The organism is Fimbriimonas ginsengisoli Gsoil 348, from assembly GCF_000724625.1.
Classification (GTDB): Bacteria; Armatimonadota; Fimbriimonadia; order Fimbriimonadales; family Fimbriimonadaceae; genus Fimbriimonas; species Fimbriimonas ginsengisoli.
This window is the reverse complement of record NZ_CP007139.1, coordinates 1,754,334-1,770,028: the sequence shown is the minus strand read 5'-3', so window position 1 is coordinate 1,770,028 and position 15,695 is coordinate 1,754,334. Positions and strand designations below refer to the sequence as shown.

12 protein-coding genes and 1 tRNA gene are annotated in these 15,695 nt (G+C 61.2%); 9 read left to right on the top strand and 4 right to left on the bottom strand.

Annotation, left to right across the window (positions count from 1 at the left end; all coding sequences use genetic code 11):
• The first annotated feature begins 11 nt into the window (after nucleotides 1-11).
• Nucleotides 12-1,412, top strand: coding sequence for an HD-GYP domain-containing protein (locus OP10G_RS08085; RefSeq protein WP_025226395.1), 1,401 nt, complete (start codon nucleotides 12-14; stop codon nucleotides 1,410-1,412).
• Here the strand turns inward: OP10G_RS08085 and ligD are convergent.
• The gene (gene ligD / locus OP10G_RS08080) at nucleotides 1,341-3,947 is read right to left on the bottom strand and encodes a non-homologous end-joining DNA ligase (RefSeq protein ID WP_025226396.1); all 2,607 of its coding nucleotides are present in this window, start codon (nucleotides 3,945-3,947) and stop codon (nucleotides 1,341-1,343) included. The genes OP10G_RS08085 and ligD overlap by 72 nt on opposite strands.
• Complete coding sequence (gene ku / locus OP10G_RS08075) at nucleotides 3,947-4,753, bottom strand: non-homologous end joining protein Ku (RefSeq protein WP_025226397.1); 807 nt, start codon at nucleotides 4,751-4,753, stop codon at nucleotides 3,947-3,949. Before ku ends, ligD begins: the two co-directional genes overlap by 1 nt.
• 369 nt (nucleotides 4,754-5,122) lie before the next feature.
• On the opposite strand from ku, the gene mutS reads away from it, so the two are divergent.
• The 5 genes from mutS to OP10G_RS08050 all read left to right on the top strand — a co-directional run bounded on the left by mutS (nucleotide 5,123) and on the right by OP10G_RS08050 (nucleotide 11,443).
• A complete protein-coding gene (gene mutS, locus OP10G_RS08070; protein WP_025226398.1) occupies nucleotides 5,123-7,699 on the top strand; it encodes a DNA mismatch repair protein MutS in 2,577 nt (858 codons plus the stop codon).
• 56 nt (nucleotides 7,700-7,755) lie between these two features.
• Nucleotides 7,756-9,075 carry a hypothetical protein gene (locus OP10G_RS08065; RefSeq protein ID WP_025226399.1) on the top strand — a complete coding sequence of 440 codons (1,320 nt, stop codon included), beginning with the start codon at nucleotides 7,756-7,758 and terminating at the stop codon, nucleotides 9,073-9,075.
• A 4-nt stretch (nucleotides 9,076-9,079) separates the two neighbouring features.
• Nucleotides 9,080-10,405 carry a hypothetical protein gene (locus OP10G_RS08060; RefSeq protein WP_025226400.1) on the top strand — a complete coding sequence of 442 codons (1,326 nt, stop codon included), beginning with the start codon at nucleotides 9,080-9,082 and terminating at the stop codon, nucleotides 10,403-10,405.
• Nucleotides 10,406-10,422: 17 nt separating this feature from the next.
• Complete coding sequence (locus OP10G_RS08055) at nucleotides 10,423-10,773, top strand: 5-carboxymethyl-2-hydroxymuconate Delta-isomerase (RefSeq protein ID WP_025226401.1); 351 nt, start codon at nucleotides 10,423-10,425, stop codon at nucleotides 10,771-10,773.
• An 88-nt stretch (nucleotides 10,774-10,861) separates the two neighbouring features.
• Nucleotides 10,862-11,443 (top strand): tetratricopeptide repeat protein, encoded by a 582-nt coding sequence (locus OP10G_RS08050; protein ID WP_144241052.1) that lies wholly within the window; start codon nucleotides 10,862-10,864, stop codon nucleotides 11,441-11,443.
• Nucleotide 11,444: 1 nt separating this feature from the next.
• On the opposite strand, the gene OP10G_RS24270 is transcribed toward OP10G_RS08050, so the two are convergent.
• Entirely contained in the window at nucleotides 11,445-12,467 is a 1,023-nt protein-coding gene (locus OP10G_RS24270) for a lytic transglycosylase domain-containing protein (protein WP_025226403.1), read from the bottom strand.
• A gap of 25 nt (nucleotides 12,468-12,492) precedes the next feature.
• Nucleotides 12,493-12,584: transfer RNA gene (locus OP10G_RS08040), tRNA-Ser, on the bottom strand.
• Between the two features lie 56 nt (nucleotides 12,585-12,640).
• Here OP10G_RS08040 and OP10G_RS26730 point away from each other — a divergent pair.
• From OP10G_RS26730 to OP10G_RS08025, 3 genes are all read left to right on the top strand, one after another.
• On the top strand, nucleotides 12,641-13,015 hold the full coding sequence (locus tag OP10G_RS26730; RefSeq protein WP_158409177.1) for a hypothetical protein: 375 nt from the start codon (nucleotides 12,641-12,643) through the stop codon (nucleotides 13,013-13,015).
• The gene (locus OP10G_RS24265; RefSeq protein WP_025226405.1) at nucleotides 12,997-13,674 is read left to right on the top strand and encodes a carotenoid biosynthesis protein; all 678 of its coding nucleotides are present in this window, start codon (nucleotides 12,997-12,999) and stop codon (nucleotides 13,672-13,674) included. Before OP10G_RS26730 ends, OP10G_RS24265 begins: the two co-directional genes overlap by 19 nt.
• Nucleotides 13,675-13,806: 132 nt before the next feature.
• Nucleotides 13,807-15,615, top strand: a complete 1,809-nt coding sequence (locus OP10G_RS08025; protein WP_025226406.1) for a M3 family oligoendopeptidase — start codon at nucleotides 13,807-13,809, stop codon at nucleotides 15,613-15,615.
• Nucleotides 15,616-15,695 lie beyond the last annotated feature (80 nt).

Genomic DNA, 15,695 nt, shown 5'->3' with positions numbered 1-15,695 from the left:
GATCTAAGGAGATGGAGTCTTCGGCAACACCGACGTTAGCAGAGATCCTCGATGCATTGAGCCGGGCTCTCGACCTTACCGAAGGCCAACCGCGAGGTCATTCCGCGCGAACGGCAATGGTCGCGCTTCGTATCGGGCAGGAGCTTCGGCTTACCGATCATCAGCTTGAGACGCTGTATTACGCGGCGTTGATCAAAGACTCCGGTTGCTCGGCCAACTCCCGACGGATCCAATCATCGTTCGGTGGAGACGAGCTTCTGACCAAGCAAGCGATCAAATTCGTCGACTGGTCGAATCCGACCAACGCGATCGGATTCGCGGTTAGATTTACTGAACCAGATGCGCCTCCGTTGGCCCGTCTTCAAAAGCTCTTGCAGATGGCAGGCCCTCCGAGCCGGGCAATGGATGCGGCGACGAGTGAGCGATGCGAGAGGGGAGCCGAAATCGCGCGACGGCTTGGCTTCGACGATGACGTCGCCCTTGCGATACTCGATCTCGATGAGCACTGGGACGGCCATGGAGCGCCTCGGCATCTCTCCGGATTCCAAATCTCTATCGTCGGCCGAATCCTCTGCCTCGCCCAAACGCTGGAGCTTTTCGTCGCCGAACGAGGGCGAGCCCAGGGATACACGATGCTCGCGGAACGCTCGGGGCGATGGTTCGACCCGGACGTCGTCAGTGCGGCGCGTGCCTTCGAGCAGGATGAGCGGTTCTGGGCGAGCCATGCCGACCATCGAGCCGGGCGGCCGCGCCCGGTAAGCCATCCTGGAAGCGCCCTCGTCCCGACGGCGAAGGCGATCGACGACGTCTGCGGGGCATTTGCCGACGTTGTGGACGCGAAGAGCGGATATACCGCCGAACACTCGTCTCGTGTCACTGAATATGCGGTGGCGATCGCCCAGCGAATGGGCATTGGCCCCCAGCGCATAAGCGAATTGCGAAGAGCCGCTTTGCTGCACGATATCGGGAAACTCGGGGTCTCTAACGCCATCCTCGACAAGCCGGGACGCCTTGACGCTCAGGAGTTTGAGAGCGTCAAACGCCACCCGCGTTACACGTACGAGATCCTTTCTCCGATCCGCGGATTCGGGCGGATAACGGAAATCGCCGCTGCCCACCACGAGCGGCTGGATGGTCGCGGCTACTGGCGAGGACTCACTGCCGTCGATCTTGACGAGGAGATGCGAATCCTTGCCGTGGCGGACATCTACGATGCACTTACCGCGAAACGCCCTTACCGCGATGCAATGACCCCCGACGATGCGATAGCGCTCATGTGGCGAGAGGCCGGGCAAAGTATCTGCCCGGACTGTCTGGCTGCACTGGAGGAGTTGAAGAGCCTACGGCCCGACCGCCAAGAGCTGCCTAGCATTCAATATCCCGTGCCACTCGTCGCCATTGGTGGCCAATAGCTTCGGAACCGTGAAGATGTTGAACTCGTCCGGGTGGACTTGGTCCAGCATTTCCCAGGCAATCGGCATCGAGACGCGTCCGCCTGGAACCGGGCGAGGGGAATAGGCGGAGGCTAGAGTCTTTCCTCGGCCGTTCATGTTGGCGTCGAAGAAGACCAGATTCGGACGCTTGTTCAGCCGAATCTCCATCGTGATCTTTCCCGGCATCCGTTCCATGAGGTGTTGCCCCAGAGTCCGGGCCACTTCGCGGACTTGAGTGGAGTCGTAATGGCGCTCCAGCGGGAGGTAGACGTGGAGTCCGGTCTTGCCTGTCGTCTTCACGAACGACTTGAGGCGAAGCGAGTCGAGCATCTCCTTGAGGCCGAACGCCACTTCGACGGTGCGCCGCCAGCCTGCCTCGTTCAGCTCAGGCTCGGCCCCTTCCTTCTCCAGGCCGGAACGGATGTTAGGGTCGAGGTCGCAGACCAGGTAGTCGGGATATTCGAGGACTGACTCCTCCAGGTTTTCCAGGGTGTCGAACTGCGCGCCCAATCCCACCGCATCGGGAGATGTCGTAACCCGAGAGTGCCACGGATGAAGCTCGATGGCGGCGACCTGCCCGAACCACAGTAACGAGGCTAGGTTGTTGCACAGCACGAAGTCGAGCGCTTTTCCGTTGTTCTGCGAGAAAATCTTTGCCGTCTCCACGAACTCCGGCAGGCGGTGCTCCCAATGGCGCTGGAAAAAGCCTTCTCCGCCGATGCCGTCCGGATATCGGACGAACGTGACCGGACGGTCGCGCAGGTGGGCCAAGTAGATATCGGAGACGCTGGCCAGGTAGCGCACGAAATCACGCTTGGTAATGCCCGGCCATAGCTCCTTACTTAGACTGGTGAACCGGATCGGGTTCCCGTCGATGGTCAGTTGCAGCTCTTCCCCGGGCTCGAGCAGCGCTTCGAGAACGGCATCCGATTCGCTCGCTCCGGTGGTCGCCAGCTCCGGCTTGGGTGCCGGCTCGGCAGTTCCAAGCTGTAAATCGGGGCGAAGCCGCTTAAAGATTGGGAAGCGAAGGCGTCGATCCTTGGTCCAGGACATGAACCGGACCTCGGCCAGCAGCTCAGGGCGAACGAAGGTTGGGACGCCCCGAGTCGAAATCGGCTCGTCGAACGGCGAATTCTTCACCTTCAGCGGTTCTAGCAATCGCTTAAGCTCGATGAGCTGCGCCTCCGACAGTCCACCCCCGACGCTGCCGCAGAACCGTAACTTTCCACTCTCGTCGCGGCGGCCGAGCAGAAGCGCCCCGAAAGTGTGCTCGCGGGATCCGAATCCCATGGTGAAGCCACAGATCAGGAATTCCTCGGTGTGGTATCCCTTGATCTTCACCCAGTCGTCGCTCGGGGCGCCCTCGCGGTACTTGCTGTCGAGCCGCTTGCCGACGATCCCCTCGAACCCGAGGCGCATCGCCTCGTCGTACAGCATCTCACCGTCGGTATCCACGGTCTCCAGCAGGCGCAGGGAACGGGTCAAGGGAACCCGCTCCAGTTGCGCCCTACGGTCGGAGAGAGAGACCCGCCGTAAATCGTATCCATCGAGGTAGATCAAATCGAAAGCGTAATAGTGAAGCGCGTCGGCTGGTGCTTGCCCTCGGTGGTACGCCTCCATGAGCGACTGGAACGACGGCCGCCCGTTCTGATCCAACAGCACCAACTCGCCGTCCAGCACAAAGGAGGCATGAGGCAAGGCCCGCAGGTCCGACACCACGCCGGGGAAGCGGGAGGACACCTCGTTTCCGTTTCGGCTGATAATGCGGACCTGCGGGCCGTCTTTGATGGCGAGCGCCCGGATCCCGTCGAGCTTTGGCTCAAACGTCCAAAGCTCGCTGGTAAACGGCTTGGGCAGCTCTTTGGGAACCATGACCCCCAACCGAGGCGGGATCGGGGCGAGGATCGCGCCGGGGATTCGGACCATCTGTTGGCCGCGTTTGCCTGCTCGAAGATCTTCCGCCGTTCGGCCCGTGCGTACGGAGGAGACGATCTTGGTCGGGTCTTCCGTGCTCGCGAACTCGTCCCTTCTCTTGATCAGCAGCCAGTTTTCCGATTCCCCTTTTCGGATCAGGGTGAAGGCGCCTTGAAGGCGGGATCCGTAGAGAGTGAATGAGAGCTTGCCCTCAGAAAGCCCCCGCTTCACGAGCTCTTCGTCCCGCCTCCGGTCGCCGGTCGCTCCCTCCGGTTCGTAGGTCCCCTCGTCCCAGAGGATTACCTCTCCGCCTCCGTATTGCCCTTTGGGGATCCGACCTTCGAAGTCGGCATAGTCAAGCGGATGGTCCTCCACCATAATCGCTGCCCGTTTGACAGTCGGGTCGAGCGAGGGACCCTTTGGAACCGCCCAGCTCTTGAGCGCGCCATCGCACTCGAGTCGAAAGTCGAAATGGAGGTGCGATGCCTCATGACGTTGAATCACGAACGTCAGCGGCCCTCCCTTATCGTCGACTTGCGTCGCGAAGGTCGGTTCGGGGGTGACGGCGAAATTCCGCTTGTCGGCGTAGGTCCGCTTCATTAGCTCGCCTTCCTTCGCTTTTCAGCCGGCTTGGCGGTCTGCCCTTTCGCCGTCTCGAGGCTTCGCTTCAGCGCCTCGAACAGGTCGATGACTTGAGCCTGCGGCGCTTCCGGCTGCTCGCGGATATTTTCTCCGTGCGACTTCGCTTCGATCCGCGCCATTAACGCTTCGCGGTAATCGTCCTTGTATTTTCCGGGTTCGAACGGCTCGGTCAGCAGGTCGACCAGGCTCTCGGCCATCTTCAGCTCGCGCTCGTCGACCTGTATGTTGCCTCCGACATGCGCCATCTCCCGGATCTCGTCGGGATAGTGAAGCGTTTCCAAGACGAGCCGCCCCTCAGCGGCGCGAAGGAGGGTGAGGCTTTCCTTTTGCCTCATCGCGATCTTGGCGACGGCAGCCATTCCTTTCGACTCGAGCGCCTTCAGGAGGAGTGCGTATGGCTTCTTGCCCGTCTCTTCCGGCTCGACGTAGTACGGCTGATCGAAGTAGATCGGATCGATCTGCCCGGCGTCTACGAACGAGCCGACGGTGATGGTGTGCTTGGTTGGAACCGGGAGCGCCTCCAGGTCTTCGTCGTCGATCAACACGTAACGACCTTTGCTGATCTCGTAGCCGCGGGCGATCTCGTCCGCCGACACGACTTCCTCATCGACCGGGCACCACTTCTGCTGTTTGATCCGGGAGCCACATTTCTTGTGAATCTGGTGAAACCGGATATCGTGCTCCTGCACCGCCGGATAAAGCGCCACGGGAATGCTCACCATTCCGAAGCTCACCACTCCTCTCCATATCGGCCTTGCCGCCATCTTCGTTCTCCTCTTTGCCGTCGGCGGTAAATTCGCGCTGGCAAGCAGAAGACCGCAGAGGTTATTTGTGTGTTTCGATCCGAAATGATCTAGTTTTAGCGAACATTCTTGGCTATTTCGTTTCGCGTGTGCAAGTATCGAGGCGCGGAGTTAGACAGAAAAATCTGCAAAATCCGGCATCTTTTCCACCGTCCGTCCCGTCCGTGGGCACGGTGATAGCGGATGACGTGGGTTCTTGATAGCGTAGTAGCGTCGGCGCCCTCGCCGATGATCCGGACCGGACTCCCTCACCCCCAACCCCTCTTCGGGCACGAACATCTCGAGGAGCGAGAGGGGCTCCGGACGGGGGTTACGTGCCACCCTATAGGGGTGACGGTTCGGACGCCGATGCTTCAGCAGTATTTCGCCGCGAAGGCGGAGCACCCGGGGGTGCTGCTGGCGATGCGGGTGGGGGACTTTTACGAGTTCTATGGGGAGGACGCCGAGACCGCGGCGGCGGCGCTGGAGATCACCCTTACCGGGCGGGAGGACGCGGCGAATGGGCGGATCCCGATGGCCGGAGTGCCGTTCCACTCGGTTGAGAAGTACCTCGCCCGGCTTCTGCAGAAAGGGCTCAAGGTGGCGCTGTGCGACCAGCTCGAAGATCCTAAAACCGCTAAGGGACTGATCAAGCGAGGAGTTACGCGGGTCATGACCCCTGGAACCTTGGTCGAGGACTCGATGCTCAGCGCGGGGCAGAACAATTTCCTCGCCGCGATCTGCGTGCAGGACGGCCGAGCCGGACTCGCTTTGCTCGATCCATCGACGGGAGAGTTCATCGTGACCGAGGTTCTTGGGGAGGCAGCCCAAGACCTTCTCGTACAAGAGCTGGCGCGAGTACGGCCGACGGAGCTGCTGGTGGGACCGAATGCCGAAGCGTACGGCGAGCTCGCGCAGGGAGCGCTGGGGACGTCGGTCACGGAGCAGGCTGCCCTCGGATTCGATCGAGCTTGCCGAAAGCTTATCGAGCAGTTTAGGGTGGCAAACCTGAACGGATTTGGATGCGAGGATAAGCCAAGCGCGGTCGTGGCCGCTTCGATGATCCTCGCGTACGCGGAGAAGAACCACCTCGCTCTCGGACACGTGGACTCCCTCGCCACCTATTCGGTGGAAGGATTCATGCGCCTCGATCCGGCGACGCGTCGAAGTTTGGAGCTAACGCAGAATATGGCCGACGGAGGCCGGCGGTTCACCCTGCTCGGCGTTCTGGACGAGACGGTCACCGCAATGGGGGCCCGGCTATTACGGCGCTGGATCGAGCAGCCTCTCTTGGACACCGGTGCCATCCGCGGCCGCCAAGAGGCGGTCGAGCGATTCCAAACCCAGGCGATGGTGCGGGGCGATTTACGAGACGGCCTCCGGCGGTTATCGGACCTGGAGCGTCTCGTTTCTCGCGCCGCCGCGGGGCTGGCGGGACCACGCGACTTGGCCGCGCTCCGGAACACCCTTCTCGCAATGCCCGCACTTGCCGAGCCGCTTCGGAAAGTCGGACTGGGACGGATTCAGGAGTTGCGCGAGCAGATCGCCGACCACCACGAGCTCGCGGCGGTGCTCGATCGGGCGCTGGTACCGGACCCGCCCCACAACCTGCGAGAAGGGGGCGTCATCCGCGAGGGGCACGACTTGGAGCTGGACAAGCTGCGGGATCTCTCTCGAAACGGGAAGGGGTACATCGCCAGTCTGGAGCGATCCGAGCGGGAGAGGACCGGTCTTAACACTCTCAAGGTGGGTTATAACTCGGTTTTTGGATATTACTTGGAGTTATCGAAGGCTTACAGCGATCGAGTGCCCCCCGAGTACATCCGAAAGCAGACCACCGCCAATGCGGAGCGTTACATTACCGCCGAGCTTAAGGAGCACGAATCTCTGGTGCTCGGCGCCGAGGAGAAGGCGGTGGCGCTCGAATCGGACCTCTTCAACCGGCTTCGCCATCGAGTTTCGGAGCACGCTAGCTCGCTTTTGCAAACCGCCCGCGCATTGGCGGAGATCGACGTTTTGGCTACCCTCTCCGAGGTTGCGGCCAGGCGGGGCTACGTTCGGCCCGAGATCGTCGAGGAAGATCTTCTGGCGGTCGAATCTGGTCGTCATCCGGTGGTAGAGGCATCGACGAACGGGTTCGTACCGAACGAAACCGCGCTGGGTAACCGATCCAACGAAGATGCCCGGTGCTTGATCCTCACCGGTCCGAACATGGCGGGCAAGTCGACGTACCTTCGCCAGAACGCCCTCATCGTCCTTCTCGCCCAGATCGGGTCGTTCGTTCCGGCCGCTAGCTGTAGGTTGGGGTTATGCGACCGCATCTTTGCCCGCATCGGAGCCAAAGACGAGCTTGCCCTTGGCCAGAGCACCTTTATGGTGGAGATGGTAGAGTCGGCCAACATCCTGAACCACGCCACCGAGCGGTCGCTCGTGATCCTCGACGAAGTAGGGCGAGGGACGAGCACGTACGACGGTCTCGCCATCGCATGGGCGATGATCGAACACCTTGTCGATATTGGAGCGAAGACGCTCTTTGCCACCCACTACCACCAGCTCAACGCGTTGGCCGACCAGATGCCGACCGTGGCGAACTACCGGGTCGCGGTTGAAGAGTTCGGCGACGACATCGTGTGGACCCACCGGGTTCTCCCCGGCGGAACGGACCGAAGTTACGGAATCCACGTGGCCCGCATGGCGGGCGTACCCGCAGCGGTACTCAAGAGGTCGGCGGAGATCCTGGCCGAGCTTGAAGACAAATCGGAAGCGCCGCGGGCGATTCCCGCCACCACCCAAAGGCTGCAGCTTTCGCTTTTCGAGTTCGAGGAGCCGCCGGTGATGAAGGCGCTTCAGAAGCTGGACGTGAATCAGCTCACGCCGATCGAGGCGCTACGGCTCCTGGATGAATGGAAACGGAAGTTTGGGCGCTAGCATTTCCACTAGGTGTTTGAGCGAACCGGCGCCCTTAACCCGTCCATGCCTTAAGGATGACCAAAGGCAAAAAGGTTGGACTGGCTATCTCCCTGGGCCTGCCGGCCGTATGCGCAGTCGGCGGGTTTTTGGTCGTGCAGTCGATCTTCGGCCGAACCGCCTCGGAACGCGATATCGAGTTGGCAGCGGCCCGCGCCGACGGGATTCCGGTCGAGCCGGCCGAGCTTGCCCCCATGACCTTCGTGGCGGATAAGGATAACGCGGCCCCGTATTACGCAAAGGTTTCTTCGTTGATGAAGACGGGAGCGTTTCGAGCGGATTTCGATACGCTCGGGACGAGTTGGAGTACCAGAACAAAGACGACCGATCGGTCAAAGTTCCCGGCGGCCTTGGCCCATCTTCGTCCCCTTTTAGCACTCGTCGAGGCGGCGGGCGACAAGCCGGGTTGCGACTTTCGCCGGAATTGGAGCCTCGGCCCCAACCTCTTATTTCCCGAGTACGCCGACATCAAGCTCTGGTTGAAGGCATTATGCGTTCAGGCGGAGCAGCAAAGCGCCGGTGGCGACTGGCGAGCCGCGCTTAAATCAATCGAGCGCGCCGAGACGATCTCGCACCACTGCGGTGCCGATCCGATCGTCATCGGCCATCTGGTGCAGATCGCCACCGAGAAGATCGTCGATAGATCGTTCGAAAAGATCATCGGCCAGCATGTCGGTAATGCGCGGTTCGTGGTGGCGGCTCAGCAAACCATCGCTAAATACGGTCCGCTGCCAGACTATCGCCGGAGCCTGATGGGCGAGGTAGCGATGGGGCGCGTCGCAATCCCCATGATCGACAGCTTCGGGGTTTTTGGCGGCGGGTCGCCCGGGCACTCGAACGCGCTCGAGCGCACCTTGCTGCAGTCGCACACCGTTCAGAACGCGTTCGATACCAAGTTCCTGCGCGCCTACCGCACTTTCATCGAGCGAGTCCCGAAGGACCCAAGGCAGTGGGAGAAGGCGACCTTGGCGGCGAGAGAAATGCAAAGGGAGATCGACGCCGATAACTCTCTACCCAATAAGATCAACCAATTCCTGTTTCCTACTTTCGACGCGGCGGCGATGGCGACTGGCGGCATCGTAACTCACCGACAGTTGATCGGCACGACCCTAAAGCTGATCGACGTTCGGCACCAGACCGGCCGCTACCCGAGGTTATTGCCCGATTATGGGAAGCTCAGCATCGATCCGTACAGCGGCAAACCGTTCCGATATCGACGGGAAGGAACCGGCTTTCTTCTCTACAGTATCGGCGCCGATAAAACCGACGACGGCGGCGCTCCCAGAGATCCCACGGACAGCCACGCCACTTTTGACGAATCAGTGAGAATTAAGTAGTCCTATGACCACCAGCAAAAAGATCGGAATCGGGTGCGCCTGCGCGCTTGTGTGCTGCTGCGGAGGAAGTTACTCCCTTCTGCAGGGGCTCTTCGGGTCGGCCGCATCCAAACGCGACGCCGAGGTTGCGGCCGCCCGTAAAGCAGGCATTCCCGTCGATCCGGCGGGGTTAAGTGCGATGTTGAACGTCCCGGACGACCGAAACGCCGCTCCGATTTATCGACAGGCGATGAAGTTAGAAGAGGGAGACGAGCACTACGATAAAGACCTAAAGACGATTCGCGACGGTCTCGCGAAAAAGGCGACCGTAGCCCAGCGCCAAGCGATGGCGGAGGCTCTCGGACGTGTCGGCCCTTTGCAGAAGATGGTCGAGAAGGCCGGCGATATGCCCAGCTGTGATTTTCACCATGACTGGTCCTTGGGGGCGAAATTACTCTTTCCAGAATTCGCCCACATGAAATCCTGGGGGCGGCTCCTTTGCGCCGACGCCGAACTGCGTAGCGAGCGCGGCGACTGGCGGGGGGCGCTAAAGCAGATTGAGCGAAGCGAGCGGATCGCGCACCACTCCGGTCAAGATCCGATTCTGATCGGAATGCTCGTCGGAGTGGCGACGGAGGCGATTACGGTGGCGGCCCTGCAGCGGGTCATCGAAGATCATCGGGATAACCCGGCGTTCGTTTCGGAAGCGCTTAAGACCGTCAAGCAATTCGGTTCCCTACCCGACTTCCGGAGGGCGATGATGGGAGAGCTCGTACTGGGTCGCGCGTCTATTCGGGGTCTGAACGGAAGCGCGGATCTACAGATGACCGGTGAGCCTCACGCCGAGCCGAATCGATGGGAGAAGGCGTTCTTCCAGTCGCCACAGGTGCAAGGGGCATTCGACGCGAAGCTCGTCGAGGCGTATCGGAAGATGATCGAAGCGCTTCCGAAGGACCCGTCTCAGTGGGAAAAGAGCTACCAGGTGGCGGTGGAGCGGGGCCGGGCGGTAGAAGCCGATCACTCGATCGCGAACACGCTCAATCAGATCATCATGCCGGTTTTCGAACAAGCCGCCCAATCGGTTGGCCAGGCGCTCATGCGGCGCCGGCTCGCGATCACTACCTTGAAACTGCTCGACGAGAAAGCCCACAAGCGAGCCTTTCCCCGACTGCTGCCGAACTTCGGAGACGACCGAATCGACCCGTTCTCGGGCAAGCCGCTCCATTATCTCCGCGAGGATTCCGGCTTCCTTCTGTATAGCGTGGGCAAAGATCGGGTGGACGATGGCGGGGCGGGGCGAGACCCGAAAGATTCCTCGAAGACGTTCGACGAGTCTATACATATTAAGTAGGAGCCAAACGGAAAGCTATGCCGCACCTCGTCCTAGAGACCACCGCCGACCTTCCGGAGAACGCAAACGTTCCGGATATCCTGGAGGCGCTTACCGAGGAGCTGGCGACCTATGAAACCGTCGCGAGCGCTTCGATCAAGGCGTACCACACGCTTCGGTCGGTGTGGCACATGGGCGCCGGGGCTCCTCCCGGTTTCGCACATCTCACCGTGCTGGTCCTCACGGGCCGCCCGTTAGAGCTTCGGAAGCGGATGGTGGCGGGAATGATGCGCGTTCTTCGCGACCATCTCTCCGAGTCGCTTCAAGCGAACGAGGTAGCGGTTTCGGTGGAGCTTCGCGAGATGGATCGAGACACCTATCTGCCGTAGCGTTCCGCCAAAAGTCCCAGCGGCCGGCCCAATTGAGCTAGTAGAAATCCCAGTTTCTTGCCTCCACCCGTTAAGCCATTGCGTTAGGATGAACCGCCTGCGCATTAGTGCAGTCACGGCCCATATGGAGAGCAAGAATCGGCGAGGGGACGACCGTCGAATAGCCGCGCAAGCGCTTCGCCGGGCTCAGATGTGCTTGCGAGATGGCGACAACGCGGCGGCGATCGTTCTCACCGAGAAGCTGTTAGGTGACGATCCCAGCCATCTTGGAGCTTTGGAGATCCAAGCGAAAGCCCAGTGGAAGGGGGGGCAATACGAACCGCTCCTTTTGACGTTGCAGGATCTGATCCGGGTGAACCCTTACGAATCGGGCTACCACGCCCTTCGCGGAGCCGCCCTCCAGTGCCTGGGCCGTTACGGCGAGGCGACGAAGGCGATGGAGCGGGTCGAAGATTCCCCCGAAGCCGCCGCGAGAATTCGGGACCTTCAAGGCTGGCAGTCCGACCTGGTCATAGAGATGTCGCGAACCGACCCGGTCCTCCGAGCTCACTTGCGCCAGAATGCCGCGGCGGCGTGCGCCGCGCGGGGGTTCAAGATTCCGGCCGTCCGCCCGCTCCGGGCAGTCGCGCGAGTTGCGGAGCCTACGTCCGTTCAGCAGAGACCCAGCTAATCTACATGCCGTAGCCGCGAAGCTCGATGAACTTCTTGATCACCTTGATCACGTAGTGCTGCGTCTCGCGGTAGGGCGGGATCCCCTTGTAGCGGCGGACAGCCCCTTCGCCGGCGTTGTAGGCGGCCAAGGTTAATACCAGCGATTGAAAATCCTCGCCGGTTTGGCGGTGGTACTGATCCAGGTGGGTTCGGATCAGTTTGATCATGCCGTACAGATTGTCGACGCTGTCGAATGCGTTTCGGACCCCCATCCACCGGGCCGTTCCCGGCATGAGCTGCCCGAGACCTACGGCGCCGCTGTGGCTGACCGAGTTTGGATCGAAGCCGCTCTCGGCCAAGATTATCGCGACGACTAATCGCGGGTCGACCCGATACTGGTCGCTGAACCCCACGAGCGCCTGAGCCATGCGAACCGCTTCGGCGTCGCTGAGCTTGCGATTCTCGCGCTTGATGAATGCGGCGTACTCCGGAATTGCCCGCTCCAGCGAAACCACCCGGTCGCCGGGTTGCCTCACGAGCCGCGAACCGCTCCGGCTGATCGGTCCAAACAATGCCGACCGGGAGTTGCGGAGACCTTCTGAAGCGACCGTTCGCGGGGCCGGGGGACCGGCTTTCTTTTTGGCCGGCTTTATCTCGATCGAGCGGATCTCTTCCTCGTGCGCCGCACCGAGCATCAGCACCCGCAGCGGAGCCACCTCATCGGGGTGAATGATTTTGACGAGCAACCGAGCCGGGCTCTCGGTACCGACCATCCAGTCGGGCACGACGTCGGTCTCTACCTCCAGCGAACCGCCCTCCGGGCGCTCCACGACCAGCGTCGTCTTATTCCCGATTCGGAACGAACCCTTAACGGTTCCTTGGATCTCCAAAACTTTGGTGCCGACGACCGACTGAACGAGGTTCGTGGCGGAAGCTTGAGCGATGTGATGCTCTTTGCGAAGCCGCAGGTAATTCGACAAGCTTTGCGCCGGCGCGAGAGCCGCGGCGGCGACGAGAACAACGATGGGGAAAAGCCGGTTCATCGAGACCAACCGCTATCGCAAAAACTGGCGGAGAGATCGGGATTCGAACCCGAGAGAAGTTTTTCAACCTCTACCCACTTAGCAGGCGGGCGCTTTCGTCCACTCAGCCATCTCTCCGCGTCATCGACCATTATATCCATGATTGGGTAAGCCTGCTTGCCCCGGTAGGGTCCGTGAGCACGAATATGCCGCTGGAAACGCACAGTAGCCCGCTGCCGATCTCGGTCTTTCGCGAGACGAGCGTGGTCGCGCGGCGGTGCGACGGGCGCCTCATTCCTCGCCTTGGGATGCATGCCGGAAACATCGTGACGGTCACCGAGGACACGCTTTCGATCGTACCGACCCGGCTTGGCCGGTTCTTTGGACTCGACCAACAAATTCCGCTCCTGAAGATCCACTTGATGGAAAGGTTGGCCGGCCCGAAGGCGAACATTCGGCTGGAATACACCGGCGAAGACGGCTGGTGCCGCTGCCTGGAGATGCGGCTGCGCAATCCCGGAGCTTTCGTCGATGCGGTCCGCGAGGGGCAGTGGGAAGCGATCACCTAGCCCTCTCCCGCTGGACTTGGGGATATCTTGGCCTCGTCGCATTTTCATTGCTCGGTTCCCTCTTCTCGCATCTCACTCACCTGGACCCCGGCGTCATCGCTCCCGTGACCGCGATCCTCACCCTGCTTGTAGGCTTGGTCGCTGCGTTTGGGACCGATCGGACCGCATTCCGCGGAGTTCTCGCCATTGTGTTATTGGGGACGGTCGTTGAGCTGGTCGGCGTTCGAACCGGTTTCCCCTTCGGCACTTACGCATATACGAGCCGATGGTGGCCGGTAATTTATCTCCCTGGATTTGGGTGGTTTCCGCTGCTTGTCCCGCTCGCTTGGGCGCTGATCGCGGGAGCGTCGTCGCTCGTTGCCGCCCGGCTCGTGTCCTCGCCGGCTCCACGTGTTTTGCTGGGCGGCCTGCTCGCGGCGGTTTTAGACTTGGTCATGGAGCCGGTGATGACGGGCACCCTCGGCTATTGGGTTTGGCAGGGAAAGGGCCCCTTGCCTGGGGGTGCTCCGGTTGCCAACTTTTTTGGCTGGTTCGGAACGTCGGTTCTCGCCGGTCTCGTTCTCACGGCCACCGGTCAACCTTCTCGGCGCCCAAACGATCCGCTCGCCGTCCTCCTCGGTCATCTGGGGCTCGTCGTCGGCCTCGGGCTAATCGGTTAGTGGTGGCACTGGCATCTTGCCAGTGGGTCCCAAGGGCATCCTGCCCTTGGCCTCATCCACACGACCAGGATGGTCGTGATACACATGGGCTGAAAGCCCATGCCACGGTTCATCTGAGGTGTAATGAACTCTATGAGTACGACGCAGGAAATCGCGCCACCGAAGGTTCGATGGGACCTTTCCGCTCTCTTCTCGGGGTTGGACGATCCGAAGATCGAAGAGACCTGGACAACGGCGATGGAGCGCGCGGACGCGTTCGCCGCGAAGTACCGTGGCAAGATCGAGTCCGCCGACCTCGACGCCCCCACTCTGGCGGCGGCGATTCGCGACATCGAAGCTTTGTACAACGAGGTCGCCAAGCCGATGGGCTACGCCAATCTCGTCTTCTCCACCGATAGCGGCGATCCCAAGGTCGGCGCGTTCATGCAGAAGCAGCGCGAAAGAGGAACCGAGCTCAGCGTGAAGACCCTGTTCTTCGAGCTCGAGCTCCAAGCGGCGGACGGCGAGCTGATCGACCGGTTGCTCGCTTCGGACGAGCTAGCCAACTACCGCCATTACGTGCAATCGACCCGGGTTTACAGTCCTTACCGCCTGAGCGAAAAAGAAGAGATCATCCTGGAAGAGACCGCGAACACCGGCTCGCGCGCTTGGATCCGGCTGTTCGAGGAGCTAACCGCCAATCACGTCTTCAAGATCCAAATGCCGGGGGAGGATGCGAAGGACGCCACCGAGCAAGAGGTGTTGGCTCTCCTTAGGCACGAAAACCGCGAGGTGCGGCAGATGGCCGCCGATAGCCTCACCAAGGGGCTGCAGGAGATGCAGCGGGTGCTCGTCTACAACTTCAACAACCTCCTGCAGGACAAGTCGGTGGAGGACCGCCTCCGCAAGTTCGAATACCCCGAGCAGAGCCGCCACCTTTCGAACGAGCTCGACCGCGAGACGGTGGACCTCGTCGTCAGCAAATGCAAAGAGAACTACGGCCTCGTCTCACGCTTCTACAACGTCAAGCGAGAGATTCTCGGGCTTCCCGAGCTCACCCACATCGATCGCTACGCCCCCCTTTTCCCAAGCGAGGGGCAGGTCGGGTGGGACCGGGCGAAGGAGATCGTCCTCACCTCGTTCGCCACGTTCAGTCCGACGCTGGAGCAGCGAGCGGCCGAGTTCTTCGACAAGAATTGGATCGATGCCGAGCCGCGGAAAGGGAAGCAGGGCGGGGCCTTCTGCGCCTATAACACGCCCGACACCCACCCGGTCGTCTTCCAGACCTATCTGAACAAGATGGACGACGTGATGACGCTCGCCCACGAGTTAGGCCACGGCGTTCACGCTTCGCTCAGCCGCGCCCAGAGCTACCTGAATTTCCACGGCACGCTCCCCCTCGCCGAATTGGCGAGCACTTTTGGCGAGATGCTGGTGTTCGAGAAGTTGGTCGCGGATGCGAGTCCCAAGGACAAGATCGCCCTCTACGCAGACAAAATCGAGGGGATCTTCGCCACGGTGTTCCGCCAAGCCGCGATGTTCTCCTTCGAGCAGCGGTCTCACAAGGCTCGCCGCGAAGGGGGCGAGCAGACCGCCGAGCAGATCGGCGAGGTCTGGCAGCAAGAGATCCAGGCGATGTTCGGCGACTCGGTGAAAATCGGCGACCAACACCGAATCTGGTGGAGCTACGTAGGGCACTTCATCTACGCCCCGTTCTACGTGTACGCCTACTCGTTCGGCGAGCTATTGGTGCTGTCGCTGTATCAGATGGCAAAGGCCGAGGGACCAGGATTCGCGGACAAGTACATCGAGGTGCTCCGCCTCGGAGGATCACTGACTCCGCAGGAGCTGATGTCGATCGTAGGCGTCGACCTCAAGAGCCCCGCCTTCTGGGATGGCGGCTTCGCCGCCATGGAGAAGCTGGTCACCGAGTTCGAGCGGCTCTGGGGCGAATACAAGTAACGTGGCACTGGCTTCTAGCCAGTGGGTCCCAAGGGCATCCTGCCCTTGGCCGTTTTCTCAAGACCATCCTGGTCGTGAAG

What these genes read in the sequence shown, in the direction of transcription:
- OP10G_RS08085 (WP_025226395.1), top strand. Translation starts at nt 12, where the DNA reads ATGGAGTCTTCGGCAACACCGACGTTAGCAGAGATCCTCGATGCATTG.
- ligD (WP_025226396.1), bottom strand. Translation starts at nt 3,947, where the DNA reads ATGAAGCGGACCTACGCCGACAAGCGGAATTTCGCCGTCACCCCCGAA.
- ku (WP_025226397.1), bottom strand. Translation starts at nt 4,753, where the DNA reads ATGGCGGCAAGGCCGATATGGAGAGGAGTGGTGAGCTTCGGAATGGTG.
- OP10G_RS08065 (WP_025226399.1), top strand. Translation starts at nt 7,756, where the DNA reads ATGACCAAAGGCAAAAAGGTTGGACTGGCTATCTCCCTGGGCCTGCCG.
- OP10G_RS08060 (WP_025226400.1), top strand. Translation starts at nt 9,080, where the DNA reads ATGACCACCAGCAAAAAGATCGGAATCGGGTGCGCCTGCGCGCTTGTG.
- OP10G_RS08055 (WP_025226401.1), top strand. Translation starts at nt 10,423, where the DNA reads ATGCCGCACCTCGTCCTAGAGACCACCGCCGACCTTCCGGAGAACGCA.
- OP10G_RS08050 (WP_144241052.1), top strand. Translation starts at nt 10,862, where the DNA reads ATGAACCGCCTGCGCATTAGTGCAGTCACGGCCCATATGGAGAGCAAG.
- OP10G_RS24270 (WP_025226403.1), bottom strand. Translation starts at nt 12,467, where the DNA reads ATGAACCGGCTTTTCCCCATCGTTGTTCTCGTCGCCGCCGCGGCTCTC.
- OP10G_RS08025 (WP_025226406.1), top strand. Translation starts at nt 13,807, where the DNA reads ATGAGTACGACGCAGGAAATCGCGCCACCGAAGGTTCGATGGGACCTT.